The 20,501-nt window shown below is 42.1% G+C and carries 15 protein-coding genes; 2 read left to right on the forward strand and 13 right to left on the reverse strand.

Features of this window, described 5'->3' with window-relative positions:
- Positions 1–12: 12 nt before the first annotated feature.
- Entirely contained in the window at positions 13–990 is a 978-nt protein-coding gene (locus AQ505_RS15040) for a 3-keto-disaccharide hydrolase (RefSeq protein WP_062548935.1), read from the reverse strand.
- Positions 991–1,125: 135 nt separating this feature from the next.
- Between AQ505_RS15040 and AQ505_RS15045 the strand changes: the two genes are divergently transcribed.
- Positions 1,126–2,043, forward strand: a complete 918-nt coding sequence (locus tag AQ505_RS15045; RefSeq protein ID WP_062548936.1) for an NADP-dependent oxidoreductase — start codon at positions 1,126–1,128, stop codon at positions 2,041–2,043.
- A 31-nt stretch (positions 2,044–2,074) separates the two neighbouring features.
- Here AQ505_RS15045 and AQ505_RS15050 read toward each other — a convergent pair whose 3' ends face one another.
- The 6 genes from AQ505_RS15050 to AQ505_RS15075 all read right to left on the reverse strand — a co-directional run bounded on the left by AQ505_RS15050 (position 2,075) and on the right by AQ505_RS15075 (position 9,173).
- On the reverse strand, positions 2,075–3,262 hold the full coding sequence (locus AQ505_RS15050; RefSeq protein WP_062548937.1) for a DUF2252 domain-containing protein: 1,188 nt from the start codon (positions 3,260–3,262) through the stop codon (positions 2,075–2,077).
- A 21-nt stretch (positions 3,263–3,283) separates the two neighbouring features.
- Positions 3,284–3,940: an MgtC/SapB family protein gene (locus tag AQ505_RS15055; protein WP_062548938.1), complete on the reverse strand. Its 657-nt coding sequence runs from the start codon at positions 3,938–3,940 to the stop codon at positions 3,284–3,286.
- A gap of 73 nt (positions 3,941–4,013) precedes the next feature.
- The gene (locus tag AQ505_RS15060) at positions 4,014–4,544 is read right to left on the reverse strand and encodes a L,D-transpeptidase family protein (RefSeq protein WP_062548939.1); all 531 of its coding nucleotides are present in this window, start codon (positions 4,542–4,544) and stop codon (positions 4,014–4,016) included.
- 2 nt (positions 4,545–4,546) lie between these two features.
- Positions 4,547–5,104, reverse strand: a complete 558-nt coding sequence (locus tag AQ505_RS15065) for an RBBP9/YdeN family alpha/beta hydrolase (protein ID WP_062548940.1) — start codon at positions 5,102–5,104, stop codon at positions 4,547–4,549.
- 84 nt (positions 5,105–5,188) lie between these two features.
- Positions 5,189–7,276, reverse strand: a complete 2,088-nt coding sequence (locus tag AQ505_RS15070; protein ID WP_231634888.1) for a glycoside hydrolase family 97 protein — start codon at positions 7,274–7,276, stop codon at positions 5,189–5,191.
- A gap of 178 nt (positions 7,277–7,454) precedes the next feature.
- Complete coding sequence (locus tag AQ505_RS15075) at positions 7,455–9,173, reverse strand: DUF6377 domain-containing protein (protein WP_157262389.1); 1,719 nt, start codon at positions 9,171–9,173, stop codon at positions 7,455–7,457.
- A 163-nt stretch (positions 9,174–9,336) separates the two neighbouring features.
- Here AQ505_RS15075 and AQ505_RS15080 point away from each other — a divergent pair, with 163 nt between their 5' ends.
- Positions 9,337–9,786, forward strand: coding sequence for a GNAT family N-acetyltransferase (locus AQ505_RS15080; protein WP_062548942.1), 450 nt, complete (start codon positions 9,337–9,339; stop codon positions 9,784–9,786).
- A 1-nt stretch (position 9,787) separates the two neighbouring features.
- Here the strand turns inward: AQ505_RS15080 and AQ505_RS15085 are convergent, their stop codons facing one another.
- From AQ505_RS15085 to AQ505_RS15110, 6 genes are all read right to left on the reverse strand, one after another.
- The gene (locus AQ505_RS15085) at positions 9,788–10,528 is read right to left on the reverse strand and encodes an SDR family oxidoreductase (RefSeq protein ID WP_062548943.1); all 741 of its coding nucleotides are present in this window, start codon (positions 10,526–10,528) and stop codon (positions 9,788–9,790) included.
- Positions 10,529–10,634: 106 nt separating this feature from the next.
- Positions 10,635–11,561: a helix-turn-helix domain-containing protein gene (locus AQ505_RS15090; protein ID WP_062548944.1), complete on the reverse strand. Its 927-nt coding sequence runs from the start codon at positions 11,559–11,561 to the stop codon at positions 10,635–10,637.
- 151 nt (positions 11,562–11,712) lie between these two features.
- A complete protein-coding gene (locus AQ505_RS15095) occupies positions 11,713–13,980 on the reverse strand; it encodes a GH92 family glycosyl hydrolase (protein ID WP_062548945.1) in 2,268 nt (755 codons plus the stop codon).
- Positions 13,981–14,032: 52 nt separating this feature from the next.
- Positions 14,033–15,154, reverse strand: coding sequence for a glycoside hydrolase family 76 protein (locus AQ505_RS15100; protein WP_062548946.1), 1,122 nt, complete (start codon positions 15,152–15,154; stop codon positions 14,033–14,035).
- A gap of 95 nt (positions 15,155–15,249) precedes the next feature.
- Entirely contained in the window at positions 15,250–17,055 is a 1,806-nt protein-coding gene (locus AQ505_RS15105; protein ID WP_062548947.1) for a RagB/SusD family nutrient uptake outer membrane protein, read from the reverse strand.
- A gap of 20 nt (positions 17,056–17,075) precedes the next feature.
- Positions 17,076–20,399, reverse strand: coding sequence for a SusC/RagA family TonB-linked outer membrane protein (locus AQ505_RS15110; protein ID WP_062548948.1), 3,324 nt, complete (start codon positions 20,397–20,399; stop codon positions 17,076–17,078).
- Positions 20,400–20,501: the final 102 nt, after the last annotated feature.

Below are 20,501 nucleotides of genomic sequence, written 5' to 3' on the forward strand. Positions count from 1 at the left end.
TAGGGTACTAGTTTATTTCTTTGCAGGAGTAATCACAATTTTTCTGAACTCAATTGGTCCATGGTCACCCTGGAAATAGATCGGTCCAGGTTCGCCTTCATTGCTGTCCAATGCACCTCCAGTAATTCCCGGAATTTCCTGGTTGCTGATTACGGTTTTACCATTGGCAACTACCGTCACCATTCTGCCGACTAAAGTAATATCATAACTCTGCCACTTATCAGGGCCTAAAGCATTGATTTCACTTGGTGGCAAGAATCCGTAAATCCCGCTAAAATAAACGCTGGAAGGATGTGCCTCTTTCGGACTGTCTTCGATCTGAACTTCATAACGACCTCTTAAATAAATGCCGCTATTACTTCCTTTCTGGTACCTGAATTCTACATGCAGTTTAAAGTCTTCAAACTTTTGATCAGAGATCAGATTAGCCCCTGATTGCGGACTGGTTAATACGCCTTCTTTCACTACCCATTGGTTTTTACCTAAGGCTTTCCAACCGGTTAAGTCTTTCCCATTAAACAGTTCAATAGGTTTTCCCCAGGCAACAGGACTTGTTCTCTTCAAATATGGGGCTTTAACCCCTTTCCAATTGTATTCTTTACCTTCACTGGTCAGCATAGTGCCTTCAATTCCTCCAGCTTTCAGTTCTCCTTCAATCACAAAATCCTGGTTGCCGCTTTCCCATTGTGGTGGAATCCTAAAACTGAATTTACCGTTTTGGAATTTCACCTCTGATACCGGCCGGGCACTACCCGAGGCCGCAACAAAATAACCAACCAAGGTACGGTTTCCTGATAGTTTCACTTCCAGCCAGGAAGGTGCTAATTTCCCGTTTTCATCAACGGTAATGTCCCATCTGCCAATCAGGTCTTTTCCAGGAATGTCTTGTAAAGCGTTGATCTTTGTAGCATCTGGGGCGGCAATAAGCGCATTGGCTGATCCAAAACTGAGCAAGCCAGTGACAACCATCGCAAAAAGTTTCTTATTCATTGTAAAGGGATTAGGTTTTATTTATGGTTCTAGCCGGTAAGATATGATTTATTCACTTTTCGCCCAAGGATAAGAAGAAAAGAAATGATTATTCCTGTATTAATTCGTAATTTCAGCGAGCATTAATTAAACCTTATGAAAGCCATCCAATTCAATTCCTATGGAGATTCCTCTGTATTGCAATTAGAGGAAATTGACAAGCCTGTCCCAAAAGCACATGAAGTACTGATTAAAGTGGTGGCCACCACCATTAACCCCTTTGACATTAAGAACCGATCTGGGGCAATGAAAGCTTTTATCCCCATCACCTTCCCTCATATCCCGGGAACTGACGCTTCTGGAATGGTAGAATCTATAGGATCGGCGGTGACAAGGATTAAGGTGGGCGACCTGGTTTTTGCAACGGCCGCGCATGGAACGTATGCTGAATATGTTTGTATCAACGAAGCTACCGTTGCACTAATTCCAGATCATGTCAGCTTAAATGAAGCAGCGGCCCTGGCAGTTCCATTAAATACAGCTTATAGCATTTTGGTAGAAACCGGACACCTGCAGCCCAATGAAAGGGTATTGATCCATGGTGCGGCAGGCGGTGTAGGCACTATCGTTTTACAAATGGCAAAAGCATTGGGTGCCTACGTGATCGCCACGGCTTCTGGCACCGGACTTGAGCTGATCCGTTCTTTAGGTGCTGATGAAGTAATTGATTACAAATCGCAGGATTTCAGTGAAATAGCAGCAAACCTGGATATGGTGGTGGACCTGGTAGGCGGAGAAACACAGCTAAAATCTTACCCCTTACTGAAAAAAGGAGGCAAATTATTGAGTATTGTGATGTCTGCGAATGAGGAACTGGCTTCCAAACATGGGATTACTGCACAATTTATCAATGCGATAGGAGATCATAAAAAGTTAGACTTTGGAAAAAGGCTTGTAGAATCTCACAAAATCGAGGTTCAAATCGCCAAAGTCATGAACATTGAGCAAGCGGCAGCAGCGCAGGATTTGGTCTCTGCAGGCGGCCTTAATGGCAAGATTGTATTGAATTTTTAAACGCAGACAGTACCTGAACAGCCACAACAGATCAGCCTCCTTCAGACAAATAGGATTTATAATCCTGTTTTACCTGTAGCGCATATTTTCTAGCATAGTCCAGCAATGCCTTTTTTTCTATATGTTGAGCCGCAAAAGCACTGAGTTCATCATTAATTGCCGAGCCTTGAATTCCTGAACTTCGCAATTGGGCAGAGGCAGTCAGAACAGCCATGTCTTTCACCACACTTTTGATCTCCTTAATCCTACCGGAAAGCCCAGCCAGATTGATCCGGTCGGCGGTAGGTTGCAGCTCTTGCAATACATAAGCATCACCTTTGAAAACCAGGGTACTCAATAAAGCTGGGGATACATTTTGCATATGATACTTTGCGCTGCTGATTCGATCCGCTTCCGAAGCCCAGTTGGGCTGAGCGGCCTTATTAAACGGAGCAAGGGAAGATTTAGCGGCTTGTTTGAGGTCGAGAAATAATAGTTTGGCAGGATTTTTTTTGTGCTGCAGTAATAACATATACCGCTTCAAACCGATACTTCCTGTTCCTGCTACACGAAATACCGCATCCTTTACCAGATATTTATTGGTTAATAAGGGTGTCTTTTCTAACCAATCCGTCAGATCTGCCATCAAATCTGTCCTTAGTTTCTTATCCAACTTAAAATGCGTCTGGTTATTGATCTTAATCAGCAGCTGACTGCCCTTCCCCCCGGTATTCTTCCTGACCATTTCTTTTGCCTTTCTTAAGGCTGCATTGTCTAGAAAAGTGCGAACCACTCCATCCGCTGTTCTTGGATCAATATAATAGGCTTTACCTGCTTTCAACTGCTCCGTATAAACATCTATGAAAAACACCGCCATCTCTTCTGCCCACTTCTTCCTAAGCTTTAAAGTATCAAAGGCCACATAGATACTGGTCAGCATTCTCAGCACCTCCCAGTTTAAGGCTGCGAGCATCGATTCATCAAAATCATTCAGGTCGAAATAAACCTGACGGTTGGTTCCTTTAAAACTGCCGAAATTCTCCAGATGAAGGTCTCCGCAAATCCAGGTTAATGGTGATTTAGGGAAATCTTTTACACTGGCCAGGTCCTCATAAAACAGGTGGCAGGTTCCTCTAAAAAAACGAAATGGACTTTCGGCCATCGCTTGATACTTTAGCTGAACCATATCTGGCAGTAACCCTGCATTGAATTCTTTGATACGTGCTGTAATTGTGGCCATAATATTAAGGATTTAATCTGCTCACCATTCAAAAGAAGCAATGGACTGCTGGTTGAGTAACCATTCATTAAAAATTTCAAGTTTATCCCCTCGCCCGGAAATCTGCGCCTGCCAAATCAGCTGTTTTTCTGATCGCAGTACCTTGATATTTGTACACTTCAGATTTAGGTTTTCCAACTGTTCTGTAAGGTCCAAACTACCTGCTGCCAGGTCTAACATGATCTTATAATCACGATGCTGAAAACGATAATCAATCCAGAACTGGATATAATCCATAGCATACAGGATGAAAAGAGACAACAAAAGAGAGATTCCTGCCAGCTGGTAGGCGCCAATCCCTACCAACATCCCAATCGCTGCCGAAATCCAGATAGAAGCCGCTGTAGTGATGCCTGAAACAGAGATATTATTCCTAAATATAACGCCGGCACCTAAAAAGCCAACCCCTGTAATCACATTGGCTGCTATCCGATCGCGGTTCGCATCGACACCCAGCATATAAGAACAGATGCTGAAAATGGTGGATCCGAAGCAGATCAGTGCTAGCGTACGGAATCCCGCGGATTTACCACGGATCTCCCGTTCAAAACCGAGGATACTACCACAAAGTACAGAGATGAAAATTTTAAACACCTCGTCACCATAAATATGGCTGGAATTGGTAAAAAATGAGTTCAAGGGCGAATCTAAATAAGTGCCTGTAATTTATTTACAGCAGTCATCTAAATATACCAAGAATTAGCGAAATAGTTTAAGGTTTTATGTTGATCGGCGTCCCCAACTTAACCGAGGCATAAAGTTCATCAATTTCAGGGTTTGTTAAAGCCATACAGCCATTCGTCCAATTGTACAGGCGCTGTAATTTGTGGATGGCCCCTACTCCGTTTCTTAAGCCATGGATTTTAATATCACCCCCAGGGGATTTCCCTAATGTTTTCGCATTGGCGATGTCTTGCTCATTTGGATAAGAGACGCCCAGGTTTTTATGATAACCACTATTCGCATTCTTCGCATTGATGGTATACCTGCCCTCTGGTGTTTTCTGATCGCCTTCATAAGCTTTATGCCCCTGAGGCGCCCCACCAAGAGAAATCTGGTAGGTTTTCAGCAACTGACCGCCAGCATAAGCCATCAGCTGTTTCTTTGATTTATAAACGACCAAAGAGTCTACTCCCAGGTTAGCGGGCAATTTTGGCTCTGGATACACATTGTAAATCACAAGTCCAGTGATACACATGCCTATAGCTGTACTGAGTATTAATTTTGTCTTCCCGATCTTCATGATTATGATTTTATCATCGCTTGCAGTTGTTCTAAAAGTACTGGAAAAGTTTTGAAGTTGTCCTTTCCAAGAAAATGACCTCCATCGGCCACCGTAACCATTGGGGCTTCAAGCGCTTCCGCTAATTTTCGAGTCAGCTTAAAAGGAACAACATAATCATCTTCCGCCCCTATTACCAATCGCTTAGGTAGATTTTCAATCAGTGCAGGAATGGAAATCTGCTCTTCTAAAAAGGCGTCCAAATCAGGAATATCTGGTAGTTTTTCTAAAAAGCCAGCAATCAGCACCATACCCTCTGCTTTTAACTGCTCCCTATTTAAGTACAAAAGCAGGGAAATGCAGCCCAGGCTGTGGCCAATAAAATAAGTCTGGTCACTGAACTTTACATTTTCTTTCAAATGGCTGATCCATGCTTCTGGCTGTGGCTTACTGGAGTCCGGCATCGCTAAAATATGGACAGCTACCCCATCTTTTTCCATTTCCCTCTTGATCCATTCAAACCAATGATCTTTGACGCTTGCCATATAACCATGGACGATATACACTTGTTTCGCTTTCATAAAGCTCAAAAATAGAAATTCTCCCCAAATAAAAAAGGCGCTTTCGTATCAAAAGAAAGCGCCTTTTTTATTCAGCCAGATGAATTATTTAACCTCAATAATGCTGATGGCATAGCCTCCGCCAGGAGCACAAAACTGCGTTAGTTTAGTTCCTTTACTCACCTTCATCTTTTTAATCACATAAGCCTGCGGATTTTTCTCATAATGAGCATCTTTTGCATCTGAATAGATGGTAGCTGTATATTTTTTACCAGCATCCAGGAAGTCAAGATTTAGCTTAGAAACACGGCCTTGTTCATCGCAGGTGCTACCCACAAACCAGTTGTTGGTTCCTTTAGCTTTTCTGGCGAAAGTGATGTAATCACCAGGTTCAGCTTCAAGTACTTTCGTATCGTCCCAATCTACCGCTACATCTTTGATGAACTGAAAAGCATCTTTGAACTTGTGATAAGTTTCAGGTAAATCTGCGGCCATTTGCAGCGGACTATACATCGTTACATAAAGTGCTAGCTGACGGGCAAGCGTGCTATGAACGAAGGAATTGTTTTCCGGATTATAGGCACTTACTTTCGTTTCAAAGATCCCTGGGGTATAATCCATCGGGCCTCCCATTAATCTGGTGAATGGCAATATCGTGGTGTGATCGGCATTATTTCCCCCAAAAGCTTCGTATTCTGTACCTCTTGCAGATTCATTGGCTAGTAAATTCGGAAAGGTGCGGCTCAATCCTGTAGGCCTTACCGCCTCATGTGCATTCACCATTATTTTATATTCCGCAGCTTTTTCTATGGCATATTGGTAATGATTCACCAGCCATTGTCCGTAATGGTGCTCCCCTCTAGGGATAATGTTACCAACGTAACCACTTTTTACTGCGCTATAGCCGTTATCGACCATGAACTTGTACGCTGTATCCAGATGACGCTCATAATTCCTTACAGAGGAGGATGTTTCATGGTGCATCATAATTTTTACATTTTTACTGGCCGCATAGCGGTGTAATTCCTTCACATCGAAATCCGGGTAAGGCGTAACGAAGTCGAAAACATAGTCTTTAGTTTTTCCAAACCAATCTTCCCATCCTTCATTCCAGCCTTCTACCAATACCGCATCTAAACCATTTTCTGCTGCAAAATCAATGTATTCTTTCACGCGCTTCGTATTTGCAGCATGTTTGCCATTTGGTGTAGTCTTGCTGTAATCGGTTATCCCCAACTGCACATTGTCCAGGTCATTATAGGCCCAGGTACTTTTCCCGGTGATCATTTCCCACCATACGCCAACATATTTAATCGGCTTAATCCAGGAAACATCTTTAAATTTAGTAGGTTCATTTAAGTTAAGGATCGTTTTAGACAATAGAATATCACCCGCTTTATCGCTCACAATAACCGTTCTCCATGGCGACTGTGTTGGTGCCTGCAAGTATCCTTTATCGCCAATTGCATCCGGTGTCAATACAGATTCCAATACCATATTCTGATCATTCAGCTCTAAAGACATCGTAGAATAATTAATCAATGCGGCTTCATGGATATTAATGTACAGTCCGTCCTTGCTTTTCATCATTAAAGGCGTTTGCAGGCCTGTTTCTGAAAACGTCTTTTGAGAAACGTTAGGCGTTACCGCTGCTTTCATTTTACCGCGAACTTCAGAAAGATTAGAGGTTGTGGTGCTGTATTCCTGCGTATCATAATCGCCAGGAAGCCAGAAGGCTTTATGGTCTCCAGATAAAGCAAATTGTGTTTTTTCTTCTTTTACAGTGAAATAGTTTAGGTTTTTCTGTGTAGGGAATTCATAACGGAATCCCAAACCGTCATTAAACAAGCGAAAGCGGACAATGATAAAGCGGTCGCTGGCAGCTTGTTTAATCGTTACCGCAAGCTCATTGTAATGGTTACGGATGGTTTTAACTTCACCCCAAACCGGGTTCCAGCTTTCGTCAAAAGTACTTTGTTTAGTATCAGCGATTTCAAAGCCGTTCAATAGATCATCTGCGTTTTTCAATTGAAAACCCAGTTTACTAGGCTTAATCACGCTTTTTCCTTTATAGGAAAGCTCGTATTCTGGTGTTCCGGCAGTGCCGAGGCTGAACTTTAAAGTCAGGTTTTTATCGGGTGATTTTAACTCCTGTGCCTTTAGGGCGCTGGTGCTGTAACAGAAACAAATCATAAGAATTAACTTAGAAATCCTGGTCATGGTCATATTAAATTGGTGGGCATGCCCAGTATGGGCTGCTGATTCAAAAGTAAACCTGAAATCTGCTAAAAAACCTGAGCGGTTTAAATATGTAGACCAAATCCGAAATCAATTTACTGAATTACAACAACTTAACCTACAAACACAAGCCTTAAAATGTAGATATTGTACCGATTTCAATGACGTAATTCTCGAAATCTTCTCTTGGAACGAGGGCTTTATTCCTCACCTTTGTGCGATAATTATAGATCGTACTCATCGAACAGCGAAGAAATGAGGCAATCTTTGCACTGTCCTGGATGCCTAATCTTAGCAAAGCAAAAATCCTGAGTTCCGTATTTAGCTCCCCTGATTTAAGCTCAAACCGTTCTTCTTCGACCAGTAAATTATTAAAAGCAATTACAAAATCTGGATACAAATGCAGGAAAGTATCGTCGAAATTCTTATACAGTGCTTTCAATTCTGTGGTCATCAGCTCAGTCGATTTCAGCGTTTTGAAAAGCAGGTCCAAATGACCGCTGCTTGCTTTTTTATTCAAGCCTTTGCGGTAATCCTCTAGCTTATTGATGTAATTGGAGCAGAGGTCTAAAAAGTTACCGATATATTCTTCTTTAATCCGGTTGGCCTCCATCAGTTTACTATTGGTACCTTTCAACTGCTGATTGACCAGTTGTAAATCTTTGTTCAATTGTTTCAAAAGGCCATTTACTTCCTGTAACTCCAGTCGGCTTTTCTCCAGCTTTTTCATCTGTTGAAATACATACACTACTGCCGCGATTAAACCTGCAGAAAGCACACTGATGAGCACCAGAAAATACACCAGCTGTGTCCTTTGCTCCTTTTCTTTAGCCTGATGTGCCGCATCAATGATCGGGAAAATCTTAGAAATGACAATGGTGCGCAATGGTGCATTGCAGAAAATGGCATCTTCCATTGAGTATTTAATGTAGGAATAAGCGCGGTCTAAATCCCCTGTTTCATACAAGGAAATGGCCAGTGCCTGTAAGGAAGTGTTCTCTTTAATTGCATTTTCCAGGTCAGAAATAGCCGATAAGGCGAAATATTTCTGTTGAAGCCTGGTATTGCCTTCTTGTTTATAGACATTTCCCAATGCGGAACTCCAAATCGCATATTCATGGTTTTTTGTTTTCAGCCCGGATAATAAAATGAGTAAGATCTTTTCCGCTTCCCGGTATTTCCCTAAAATGCTTAGCTTTTCGGCATAAACGCCCAGATAATTTTTGGAAGATGGCTGGAGTATCTGTAATAGAGAATCCCTGTAAGCCGCATTGTATTGACGATAAAGGCCCGAATTCACATTGTGGTAGTCGGCAAGGTTACTGTAAAGGTCTTTATAGGCCTGATAATAACCTATTTTCAAATCCAGGTTCAATTGATCTGCCTGCAGACTCCTCAAGATGCTCGCTGCATCCATAGACATTCCAGCGATAGCATAGAGTGCGGAGAGCTGTAGTTTTGATTCGGCAACCTTCTGATGGTCATTTAAAACCCTGGCAATGGCTAGATTGTAATTGGCATAACGTATCGCAGAATCACTCTGATAAGGCTTATATGCCTGATACAATTTACTGTTTAACTGATAAAGCTTTTCTTTTGATAAGCGATCAGTTTCTTTTGATAAGCGATCAGATTCTTTTGATGAAGCTGCCGCCCCTATTGATGAACTGATTGATTTCAGCTGCTGTTTGAGCTGACTGATCGTCGCTTCCCTCCTGTCCGTATAGATTTGCCTGTTTTTAATGGCCTGATCCAGTGCTTTCAGCAAACTGTCAGCAGAGGCGGCCATGCTCCTGGAAAATCCAGCAGTAAAAAGAAAAAGCAGCAGGATAATTTTTTTAGGCAGTTTCAAAAGATTCAATGTTAATTTATCGCAATTGCGATGACAAAGGTGAGCATTTTCTTTAAGAAAGCAATTCCATCTGGCCCTATAGATTTATCAAAACTGGACCACTTCGATACTCCTGAAATAATCCAGTTTTGCGGCACATTAAACCTCTATAAATTTAAAAAGCATGAGCACAATTGAAACAGCCACACTAGAGCATCTAAATGAATTTGCCGAATTATTTGATCAGTACCGTGTCTTTTACCGACAAGCATCTGATGTTGAGAAAGGAAAAAGCTTCCTTAGGGAAAGAGTTAAGAACAATGAATCCGTTACCTTTTTAATTAAAGCTGATGGAAAATTTGTTGGATTCGCACAATTGTATTCCTTATTCCATTACAAAACGCTGAAACGTCAATGGCTGCTGAGCGACTTATTTGTAAATCCTGATTTCCGCGGCCGGGGTCTATCTATTGATTTAATAGACAGATGTAAAACCTATTGCGACGAAACAGCTGCCTGTGGACTATTATTGGAAACAGAAAAGACAAATGACATCGGCAATAGGTTATACCCAAAATGTGGCTTTGAACTAGATTCAGACCACAATTATTACAACTGGTGGAAAAAAAGCTAAACTAAGCCATTCCTCCGTTAACACCAATATTTTGTGCAGTGATCCATTTCGCATCATCACTGGCAAGAAACACCACTACCTGAGCGATATCTTCCGGTTCTCCGATACGGTTAAAGGCAGAGAGTGAAGCCAGGCGGTCAATGACCTCCTGAGGTTTACCATTTGTGAATAATTCTGTATTGGTTGGACCGGGAGAAATGGAGTTTACATTAATTCCTCTTCCGCCAACTTCTTTAGAAAACACGCGTGTCAATTGTTCTACAGCTGCTTTTGTAGCCACATACGTACTATACCCAGGTAACATGATGCGGTTTACAGAAGTGGAAAAGTTAATCACACTGCCATTGTCGGCTAAACGTGTGGCTGCTGCTCTCATGGTATTAAAAGTTCCTTTTACATTGATATCAAATTGTCTTGAAAAGTCCTCATCGCTGGTCTCTTTGAGTAATTTGGTAATCATGATCCCTGCATTGTTTACCAATACATCGATCCTGCCATAATGTTCAATGGCCTGGTCAAATAAAGCTTCCACTGCAGCCGAATTGCTCACATCAGCCTGGATTGCAATGGCATCTCCACCCTGTGCTATAATTTCTTTTACGGTTTGCTCCGCCGCAGCGGTATTCCCTGCATAGTTTACAATAACTTTAGCCCCTGCTGCTGCTACTTTATGTGCAATACTTGCACCGATCCCTCTTGAAGCACCAGTGACCAGAATTATTTTGTCTTTTAAAGTTTTCATATTGTCTTTGTTTGAATAGGTCAAAGTTCTTGATTTAGCTTTCCCGAAAAGGACGGATATTAAAGAATTACTTGTTCAATTCGAAGATAGCAATAAGGACTATTTTCTAGGAGGCATTATTTTCCTTCCGATAAGCGATCGGTGTAAAATGAGTATATTTTTTGAAATAGTTGCTAAAGTGAGTGGCTTCAGAAAATCCAAGCATAAAAGAGATCTCCTTAATCGAGGCGTTTGAATTCTGCAGCAAGGACTTGGCTTCTGCAATCGTTTTTTCTGCAATCCAGCTGCTCAGCGGTTTACCAGTCTTAGTTTTAATCACGTTGCTCAGGTAATTTGGATGTAAATGCTGTAAATCTGCGTAGTCCTTCACCCTGAACAGTACATTCTCTTTGCCGAAAGTCAGAGACCGGTAATGGGCTTCCAGGTTCTTTTTAAATGTTTTTACAATAGAGGAATTGCGGTTTCCCTCGTAAATAGGATTATAATCCTGCCAGAAATATTCTTTGATCTTTAACAATAACACTACAAATAGGCTGGCCGTAATTTTGTTTTTATACGGAGAACTGCCCTGATGTTCTTTATGAATCTGTTTGTAAAGCAATTCTATTTCCTTAAACTGCCCCCTTGGCAATTGTCTGGGCTCCACGATTTCTGTGAGTAAGAAAGAAAAGTCTTGAAAAACCTCAGGATGAACATGTGTTTTAAGAAAGAATTCATCAAATGTAATTAGATAAGCCTCTGAGATTTCAGCCCATTCAAAGCTTCTGTAATTTCCTGGATTGCTGAAGTAAACAGTGCCTGGCTTAATGTCAAAATACATTTCATCAATGATATAACTGCCATAGGCATTTTTCACGAATACAAAACTGAAATAATCTGGCCGATAGGCCATAGATTTAAAAGGTAGTTCCTGGAAAGTTTCTTTTAAAGAATGGACGGTAAAACCCAATACTCCCTCAATCGAATCTACAGGCAAACCCATCATTTTGTAGAGATCAACAAGATCTTTTGATATCAGGTCCTTTTGCTGCATGTAAATTCAGGATTTTATATGCTAAAGTAATTATTTAGGTTGAATCTAGTCGCCTAAGCAGCAAATAAGGAGTAGGAACCAGTTCCGTACCCTGACCCTTCCTCCTTATTGCTGCTGATATTTCTGCTGTATGGCCGCAGGTATTTACGGCTTACTTACTCAAAGAGAAAGGCAGATCTTCCGGTTTTATGCCACGCGTCATGACCGGTTTATCGCTCATCTCCAATTTCAACACCCCACCTTGCGTAAGGTCAGTATGTTTAATAAAGTTAGCAGTATACTCCTTTCCATTTAATTTAGCACTTTTGATATACACATTATCTTTACTGTTATTCGCAGCGTCAATCACAAATTTATTCCCGTTTTCTAAATTCAGGGTGATCTTTTTAAACATCGGACTGCCTAGAATATATTCATCTGTACCTGGAGTTACACTGTAGAAACCCATCGCACTGAGCACGTACCAGGAAGAAGTCTGCCCCTGATCTTCATCACCAGGGTAGCCATTTTCCGTTGAATTGTACAGCTTGGTCATGATATTTCGTACATGGTACTGCGATTTCCATGGCTGACCGCCATAGTTGTATAAATAAGGCATGTGCTGAATCGGCTGATTGCCATGGGCATACTGCCCCATATTGGCCATTACCATTTCCGTCATCTCATGAATCATCCCACCATAGCTCCCCACATTCACGCGATTAGGCTCGCTGAATACGGAATCCAGTTTCGCCGTAAAACCAGCCTTTCCACCCATCAGGTCAATTAGTCCCTGGATATCATGAAAGACTGACCATTGCCAATGCCATGCATTACCTTCTGTGAACACCCCACCCCATTCTACCGGATCGAAATCAGGCTTCCAGGCACCATTTTCATCTCTTCCACGCATGAATTTAGTAGCGGAATCGTATACATTTTTATAGTTGTACATCTGCTTGGCGAAGATGTCTTCATAGACTTTGTTACCTGTCATTTTTGCCAGGTTGTAGCCGCAAAAATCATCATAGGCATATTCCATTGTTTTCGCTGTTGCTTCTCTGACTTTGGTATAAGGCACATAGCCCAACTGATCGTATTCTTTCCAGCCATCGCGTCCATTTGCGGGACCCCAAGGGCCCTTATTCGTCGCTTCATGCAGGTAAGCTTTTAAAGCCAGCTGGGGATCGAAAGTACGAATTCCCTTTATCCAGGCATCCGTTAGCAATGAAATGGCATGATTGCCGATCATGCTTCCGGCCTCACTAGGGAAAGACCAGGAAGGCAGCCAGCCACATTGCTCATAAGCATCGAGTAAGGCCTGCATATACCTGCCATGCATTTCAGGGTGCATCAATGTATTTAATGGAAACTGCGCTCTGAACGTATCCCAGAAACCAGTATCTGTAAACATATATCCAGGATGCACTTTTGCATCGTAAGGGCTAAAGTAATACGGCTTTCCATCTTTATCCAGCTCATAGTATTTTCTACTGAAAAGGTTGGCCCTGAACATACAGGAATAGAACGTCCTGATCTCTTCATCTGAACCGCCTTCCACCTGGATTTTACCCAAGGTGGCATTCCATACTTTTGCTGCGTTCTCTTTCGTTTGCTCTAGTTTTTTATCTTTTCCCAGCTCTCTGCTGAGGTTCAGCTCTGCCTGTTCCGCACTGATATAGGAAGAAGCGACTTTAACCTGCACCGTGCTACCTGCAGCAAATTCCAGGTACGCCCCTTTTCCTTCACCTTCTGCTTCCAATTCATTTGGCTGGATGGTATTTTTACGGTTCTCCCAGGTACCATAAGCCATAAAGGGCTGGTCGAAATACACGGTAAAAAAGTTCCTGAAATCCGGCTTAAACCCTTCTCCATTGTTGACATAACCAGTGATCCTCCGTTCTTTTGGATAGATCTTTACGCCACTCAGGTGCGTATAACCATCAAGTACTAAAAAGCTTTTTTGTCCTTTCGGATAGCTAAACCTTAAATGGGCACCACGCGCTGTTGGGGCAATCTCCGTGCTGATCTTATTGTCGAACTGCACTTTATAATAATTGGGTTTCCCAATTTCATTCGCATGACTGAATTTCGCTTCACGCTCATGCTCCCCTACTTTGAGCGCGCCAATAACCGGCATAAAAGAGAAAACGGCATAATCCCGGCTCCAGGAGCTGCATTGATGCGCTTGCTGAAAGCCTCTGATGTGTTCTTTTTCATATTGGTATTTCCATCCATCACCGTTTCTACCGGTCTGAGGAGTCCAGGTATGCATGCCAAAAGGCAATGCAGTAGTTGGATAGGTATTCCCTCTGGTCAGCTCATGTTTGGAATTCGTTCCCTGCAAAGTATTCACATATTGAACCAGGTTCTTTTCCTGGGCATAGGCACTGAAGCAGCAGCATAAAAGGAAGGCAATACTTACTTTAAATTTTATCATTCTTTTAAATCTTTATCTTAATAATGCGGGTAAAGGGAAAGTACTCCCTGGATCAATTGCTGATCGGGTCAAACAATTGCATAAAAGCGACCCCACTGCTGGCCTCATAAGACTGTATCACGCCTGTTGGACAGGCAATTTTATAATCTCTGAACATCAGTGTTCTCTTTTGATCGCGGTTGAGCCAGGCCAGATTGATATTGGCATGCATCCATTCGCTGTATTGTGTTTGTCCGGCATCCACAATCAGCATCTGCATGTATTGTGCGAAAATCGCTTTCAATACCCCCTGCTCATTCCACTCTCCTTCTGCGGGCAGTACCCCTTTTACGTCCGACATTTTGTTTTTCGTATAATCTGCGGCAAGCTTTGCATCGGCCAAAAAGGAAGCCTCATTTGTTGCTTTATAAAGCATTACGGCAGATCCAATAAAAGTCCCCTGATTGTAAGTGTAATCTTCAAATCCCGGAGGATTATTGCCTACTTTATGGTCGGCAACTCTACCAGTGGAATTTTGGTAGAGATTGGTCCTGGACCATGCATAGATGTTTTTTGCTTTATCCAGGTAGTCTTGATTTTTGGTGATGTTGAACAGTACCATGGCTGCAATTACCGTTGGATAATTGATACAGGCATTTTTGCCTTCTACTTTCCAGCTCCAGCGCATTCCACCATTTACAGGATCATAGGAATTGTCCCAAACGTATTTAAACCCTGCCACAGCAGCATCCAGGTGTCTCTGGTCCTTCGTCAGCTCATAACCACGCCCTAAAGAAATGATCCACCACATCATGTCGTCATAAATGAAATCATTCACTTCTTTTACCTTTTTCCAATCAAAATTAGAATATTCGGCAGCGCCGCCCAGGTAAATATCATTGACCAATTTTAGGTGTGCGGCACTTTTACTTCTTTTATAGGCGGCCATGGCAATGTCCCAGAAAACCGCCTGAGGCCAGCCTACTGCCAGCTCAGTCCGATCGCTTTTGCTATAGTATAATTTTCTATTCGTATCATAGAAAGCGGTATTGAAAGCATCGAAAGCATTATTTGCATCGATCAGACTAAAGGTTTTTGGTTGTGTGAGTGAAGGGGAAGGTAAAACCGGTGCCTCCGTTTTTTTTCCGCAGCCAGCTAGCAGCAGTACTAAACTTATCGCTTTTAAAAGATTCATAAATTAGAGATTTAAGGCGTAAAAATTTCAGGTGCCGCAAACCAATAAAGGAGGCAGCACCTGAATAATTAGGGGAAATTAACAGGGGATCAATATTACCATCCAGGATTCTGGATCAACTCTTTATCTACATTCACATCATTTCCTGGAATAGGCCACAGATAATGTTTCTTAGTAAATACACGGGTTTCAAAAGGCACGACATTCAAGAACTCAGGTAGGTTAGACGTAATGTTTAAGCCATATATTGGTCCATTATCCGTGACTTCCGCAATTTTCCAGCGTCTGGTATCAAAATACCTTACATTTTCAAAAGCCAATTCCACGCGACGCTCTTTTCTGATGGCTTCCCGCATTTCTGCCTGACTTGCAGGAGCGTTTAAATTACCGGTTCCATATTGTGGGATTCCTGCACGCTCTCTAATCAGATTTACGTATTTAAGCACATCAGCATTGCCTGGTTCCGCTTCATTTAACGCCTCAGCATAGTCCAGATAGACATTTGCCAAACGGTATAGAATATCGGTACGGTTGTCGACCTGCCATTTACCCAAGCCCATGGCCTTACGAACAATATAGCCCGTAGTCGTATAATCACCACCACCAGTTGCTTTTCCTGAATTTCCGTTGTTATACAGCTCGGTGATGATCTCGCCATTGGCGGTGTTCAACCAGGTACTGCCATTAAAAGTAATGTTCACATAGAAACGTGGTTCACGGTTCACCCATGGATTGTAAATTCCTGCTTTGGTATATTTCGTTGCAGTACTTGCAAAGCCAGTTTTCACATAACCCGATTGCGCATCATCGATGCTTCTGCCATTCGCTGTAAAGAAGGCATCTACCTGATTTTGGGTAGCACCCAAACCACCAGAACCTCTGGATTCTGAGTTTTTGCCATTATGGTATGGCGTCATTTCATATTGTCTGGATTGAATGGAGCTCTGTACGCGGGCAAAGATGACTTCAGAATTCCAGTCCGTCAGGAATAGATCACGACAGGACAAATAAGGATCAAAATTACCTGCAGCATCATTCTTTTTGAATAAGTTGTAAGTTCCTGGAGCAAACTGCGTGATAAAATCTTTATACACATCGGCTGCTCTCTTCCATTTACTAACCGATACAGATTGATTAATGAGTTGTTTTCCGTCATTATTTTTCAAGTTTGCAAGATCCGTATTGCCATTATATAGCGGACTAGCGGCAAGCAATAAGGTTTGGGCTTTAAAAGCCAGCGCTATTCCTTTTGTAATGCGGCCATAATTGTCATCATTTGCAGGAACAACCGGCAGGTCCAATGCCGCTTTATCCAATTCGGAACTGACATAATCTACACATTCATCAAATGAGTTCCTGGGCAGCTGAATTTGCCCGGCTGGCGCATCCGGCGGTGTTACGGTTTCTCCAAGGAGGATCACCGGTCCATACAGGCGCATGATGTAAAAGTAAAACATGGCCCTCAGTGCTCTGGCTTCTGCTTTATACCTTACCTTTTGCTCAGTGCTGATGTCATTTGTCACCTGATCAATATTGGCCATAAAGAAACTTGCAGAACGAATTCCACGGTAATAATTATTCCAGAAATCACCCACAAAACCAGTATTGGCATCCCAGCTGCCGATATTCATGGCATTGGACTGTACAAAGCCCCAAACAAAATCAGCTTCATCTGAACCACCAGTCCAGAGTCCGGCATTTTTACTGCCTCCAGGATTTCTTTGTCCGAATTCATCCGGGATATTGTTGTATACATTGGCCAGGAATTTCTCCGCTGTTGCTCTATTGGTAAACGTCTCCTCTAAGGTTAACCTATCGTTAGGCACTTGATCAAGGAATTTTTTACAGGAGGATGCAAGCGTTAAACATGCGATTAAAGAGATATAGATAAGCTTTTTCATAATGCTATTTATCAATCGTATTAAAATTTAATATTTAGTCCCAGGGACACATTGGCGGTCATCGGGTACTTCGTTCCATTTGCTCTGCCTCTAGCTGCATTGGTGTTCAATTCAGGATCCCACAATTTAAACTTACTAAAGGTCAGCAGATTGGTTCCAATGGCATAGACTGCAACATTGCCTAGTCTTAATTTAGAAGTAAAGTTTTTAGGCAGGTTATAACTGATCTGAGCACTTTTTAACCTCAGGAAACTCACATCTTTCACCCACCAGGAACTTTCCAATGAGTTGTTGATGTTTTGCGCTTCTCCGTAAGCTAAACGAGGGTAGAACACATCCTGCGCAGGATTTTCAGGAGTCCAGCGATCGTTGATGTTGCTGAACACATTACTGTCACCACCATTAAAAGGAATGATCCCATTACCACCCAGCATGACATCTGCATTTTCCAGAGCCTGGAACAAGGTGCTGATGGCAAAACCTTTGTAAGATAAGTTGAAACCAAAACCATAAATCAGGTTAGGCACATCTCCTCTTCCAATTTTAGTTTTATCGTAATCATTGATGACACCATCACCATTTAAATCCTTGTATTTAATATCTCCAGGCAAAATACTGGCCTTAGATCCTGGGACTGCACTGGCATCAATTTCTGCCTGGGAGTCAAATAGTTTTTCTGCCACATAACCATAACGTGCAAGCACGTTATCACCGATATGGCTCATCCATGGATAGGGCTGTTCCGGACGATCATCTCTTAGCAATTTATCCTGGTTATAGGTAACTGTACCTCTTAAGCCAAGGTCTACCTGACCGATTTTTACATTATATTCTACAGTTGCATCAATCCCCTTATTGTCCACTATTCCAAGGTTTCCCCATGGTGAATTGGTTAGCCCGATAAAGCCTGGAATAGAACCTCTTTGCAGGAAGATTCCCGTACGGTGTTCTTTAAAAACATCCACAATCACATGCAGGTTATCATTCAAGGTGCGGAATTCCATTCCCAAATCCTGTTTTCTGGATTCTGCCCAGGAAATATCTACGCCATAATCGGTCACATTAATTCCTCTGTACCCGTTGAAGTTCTTTCCAAACTGATACCCATTGTCATTTTCTGAAACGAGTGTCAAATAGGCAAATCTTCTTCCGTTGATTTCTCCAATACCGGTTACCCCGTCAGAATACCTGAATTTCAGGAAGGAAACTGTGCTTCTGATCGGCTCCCAAAACTTTTCATTAGATGGGATCCATCCAATACCAAAAGCCGGAAAGGCACCATAGCGTTTTTGAGGGGCGAAAAGCTCGGAACCATTGTATCCAAAGTTGAATTCTGCAAAGTAGCGATCGTCATAAGAATAGGTGGCACGCGCAGCTAATCCCAGCATACGCTTAGGGATAGAAGTCGTAAAATCACCTGCAAATGGTTCCGTACCATCACTTGCATACCCCAATAACAAGGCACCTACCCTATGTTTACCAAAAGCACGGTCGTAGTTTAAGGCCGCTTCTGTATAGGTTTTTCTATTTCCATTACGGTCTGGATTAAAACTCAGGTAGTTCCCGCCACTTGTGAATGTTTCTTTTAAATTTAGGGTTCCATCTGGTTTGTAAGGAGAATTAGTGCCAGGTAGATTTTCAGGGAAATAGGTGCTTTCTCTTTTAGATCTTTTAATGAAATTCTCATTATAAGAGTCAAAAGAAAACATTCCTGTTGCTGTCAAACCTTCAGTCAGCATCCCCAGGTCTTGTGTTAACCTCAAATTGCTGTACAATTGGTTTTTAAATTCCGTCCTGTACCCTCTTCTGGTTAAATCTGCGTATGGATTTCTTTGTCCACCATTAGATGCTTTTCCTGGTATAAAATTACCCGGATACATCACTGGATAAATGACTGGAGAAACGTCCATTGCCGTACCGAAAATGTCCTGTGTATTTTCACCAGGGTAGTTTCCGGTAGAAGCATAACCTTGTAAGCCCAGGTCTAATTTGGTGGTCTTGGTCAGTTTAAGGTTTAAATTACTCGTAAAATTATACCTGTTATAATCTAAAGAGGAATTGTATTGTTTAAGGTCGTTTGTTTTCAAAAACCCGCTTTCATTGAAATAGGCCAAAGACACATAATACTGCGCTTTGTCTACACCACCACTTGCATTCAGATTCGCACGCCTGTTGTTACTGTATTTATTCAGGATGGCATCCATCCAGTTCACATTTGGATACAGCAATGGGTCTGCATTTGATGCAGTTTTATTGATATAATCCTGAGTATACTGCACAATTCCACCTCTGCCGACACTGGCTTCATTGGCCATGTTCATATAGGTGAGTCCTTCTGCCATTTCCGGTCTTTTGGTAAAAGTGCTCATGCCCTCATTGTAGTCGAACAGAATGGTATTCTTACCTACTTTACCCGTTTTTGTTTGCACTAAAACGACTCCATTTGCTCCTCTAACCCCGTATACCGCGGTTCCGGAAGCATCCTTCAGCACGGTAAAAGATTCAATATCTTCAGGATCAATGTTATCAATTGATCGTTCTACTCCATCTACTAAAACCAATGGGTTGCTCTTGTTTCCTCCAAAAGTGGAGATACCACGAATCCAGATGTCTGCGGTACTTCTACCTGGTTCACCGCTTCTCTGCACACCTACCACACCGGCAATACGTCCTGCCAGCGACTGAGTCACACTGGCGACCGGCTGTTTCAGTTCTTTTGAGCTGATGGTAGACTGTGCACCGATTAAGGAAACTTTTCTTTGCGTTCCAAAACCAACTACTGCGACTTCCTCCAGTGCTTTTTCACTAGGTTTAAGGGTAATGCTGAGGTTTTTATCATTGACCACCGTTACTTCCTGTGTTTCATAACCGATATAGGTAATCACCAATACCGAACCTGGACCTGGAACGTTAATACTGAAACTACCATTCACATCTGTGGAGGTGGACACCATGCTTCCCTTCAGCTTAACGCCAACACCGGGAATACTTTGTCCTTTTTCATCCAGTACAATTCCTCTCAATAAGATCTCTTTCTTTTGATCCGATAAATCAGTCTTCCTGGTTAAAAAAATCGTTTTATCAATAAGAACATAATGAATGGCCAATCGTTTAAAACAAGCTTCCAGCGCTTCTTCTAAAGAGGCATTGGTGACTTTAATAGAAAGGTTTTCTTTTGCCGGATCAAAGTCGCTGCTGAAGAATACATATCCTGTTTGTCTCTTTATTTCTTTTAGTATCGTTGAAAGTGGTTTGTTATTTTCTTTCAGCGTAACGCGCTGTGCTGTGACGGAGGCGCTGGCCTGTACCAAGGCTATCATGAGGATGAAAGTGGTCAATTTCATTATCAATAGCAGTTTAGGGGCTATCCGGAAAACGGACAAGCCGGGATTAAAAGCACTTATTTTCATTTAGCTTAAAAATTGCCCAAATGATAGGAATAGCAG

Source organism: Pedobacter sp. PACM 27299, from assembly GCF_001412655.1.
Taxonomy (GTDB): domain Bacteria; phylum Bacteroidota; class Bacteroidia; order Sphingobacteriales; family Sphingobacteriaceae; genus Pedobacter.

Excerpts from the sequence above, each read along its gene's own strand:
- AQ505_RS15040 (WP_062548935.1), bottom strand. The coding sequence starts at position 990 with ATGAATAAGAAACTTTTTGCGATGGTTGTCACTGGCTTGCTCAGTTTT.
- AQ505_RS15045 (WP_062548936.1), top strand. The coding sequence starts at position 1,126 with ATGAAAGCCATCCAATTCAATTCCTATGGAGATTCCTCTGTATTGCAA.
- AQ505_RS15050 (WP_062548937.1), bottom strand. The coding sequence starts at position 3,262 with ATGGCCACAATTACAGCACGTATCAAAGAATTCAATGCAGGGTTACTG.
- AQ505_RS15060 (WP_062548939.1), bottom strand. The coding sequence starts at position 4,544 with ATGAAGATCGGGAAGACAAAATTAATACTCAGTACAGCTATAGGCATG.
- AQ505_RS15065 (WP_062548940.1), bottom strand. The coding sequence starts at position 5,104 with ATGAAAGCGAAACAAGTGTATATCGTCCATGGTTATATGGCAAGCGTC.
- AQ505_RS15070 (WP_231634888.1), bottom strand. The coding sequence starts at position 7,276 with ATGATTTGTTTCTGTTACAGCACCAGCGCCCTAAAGGCACAGGAGTTA.
- AQ505_RS15080 (WP_062548942.1), top strand. The coding sequence starts at position 9,337 with ATGAGCACAATTGAAACAGCCACACTAGAGCATCTAAATGAATTTGCC.
- AQ505_RS15085 (WP_062548943.1), bottom strand. The coding sequence starts at position 10,528 with ATGAAAACTTTAAAAGACAAAATAATTCTGGTCACTGGTGCTTCAAGA.
- AQ505_RS15090 (WP_062548944.1), bottom strand. The coding sequence starts at position 11,561 with ATGCAGCAAAAGGACCTGATATCAAAAGATCTTGTTGATCTCTACAAA.
- AQ505_RS15095 (WP_062548945.1), bottom strand. The coding sequence starts at position 13,980 with ATGATAAAATTTAAAGTAAGTATTGCCTTCCTTTTATGCTGCTGCTTC.
- AQ505_RS15100 (WP_062548946.1), bottom strand. The coding sequence starts at position 15,154 with ATGAATCTTTTAAAAGCGATAAGTTTAGTACTGCTGCTAGCTGGCTGC.
- AQ505_RS15105 (WP_062548947.1), bottom strand. The coding sequence starts at position 17,055 with ATGAAAAAGCTTATCTATATCTCTTTAATCGCATGTTTAACGCTTGCA.
- AQ505_RS15110 (WP_062548948.1), bottom strand. The coding sequence starts at position 20,399 with ATGAAATTGACCACTTTCATCCTCATGATAGCCTTGGTACAGGCCAGC.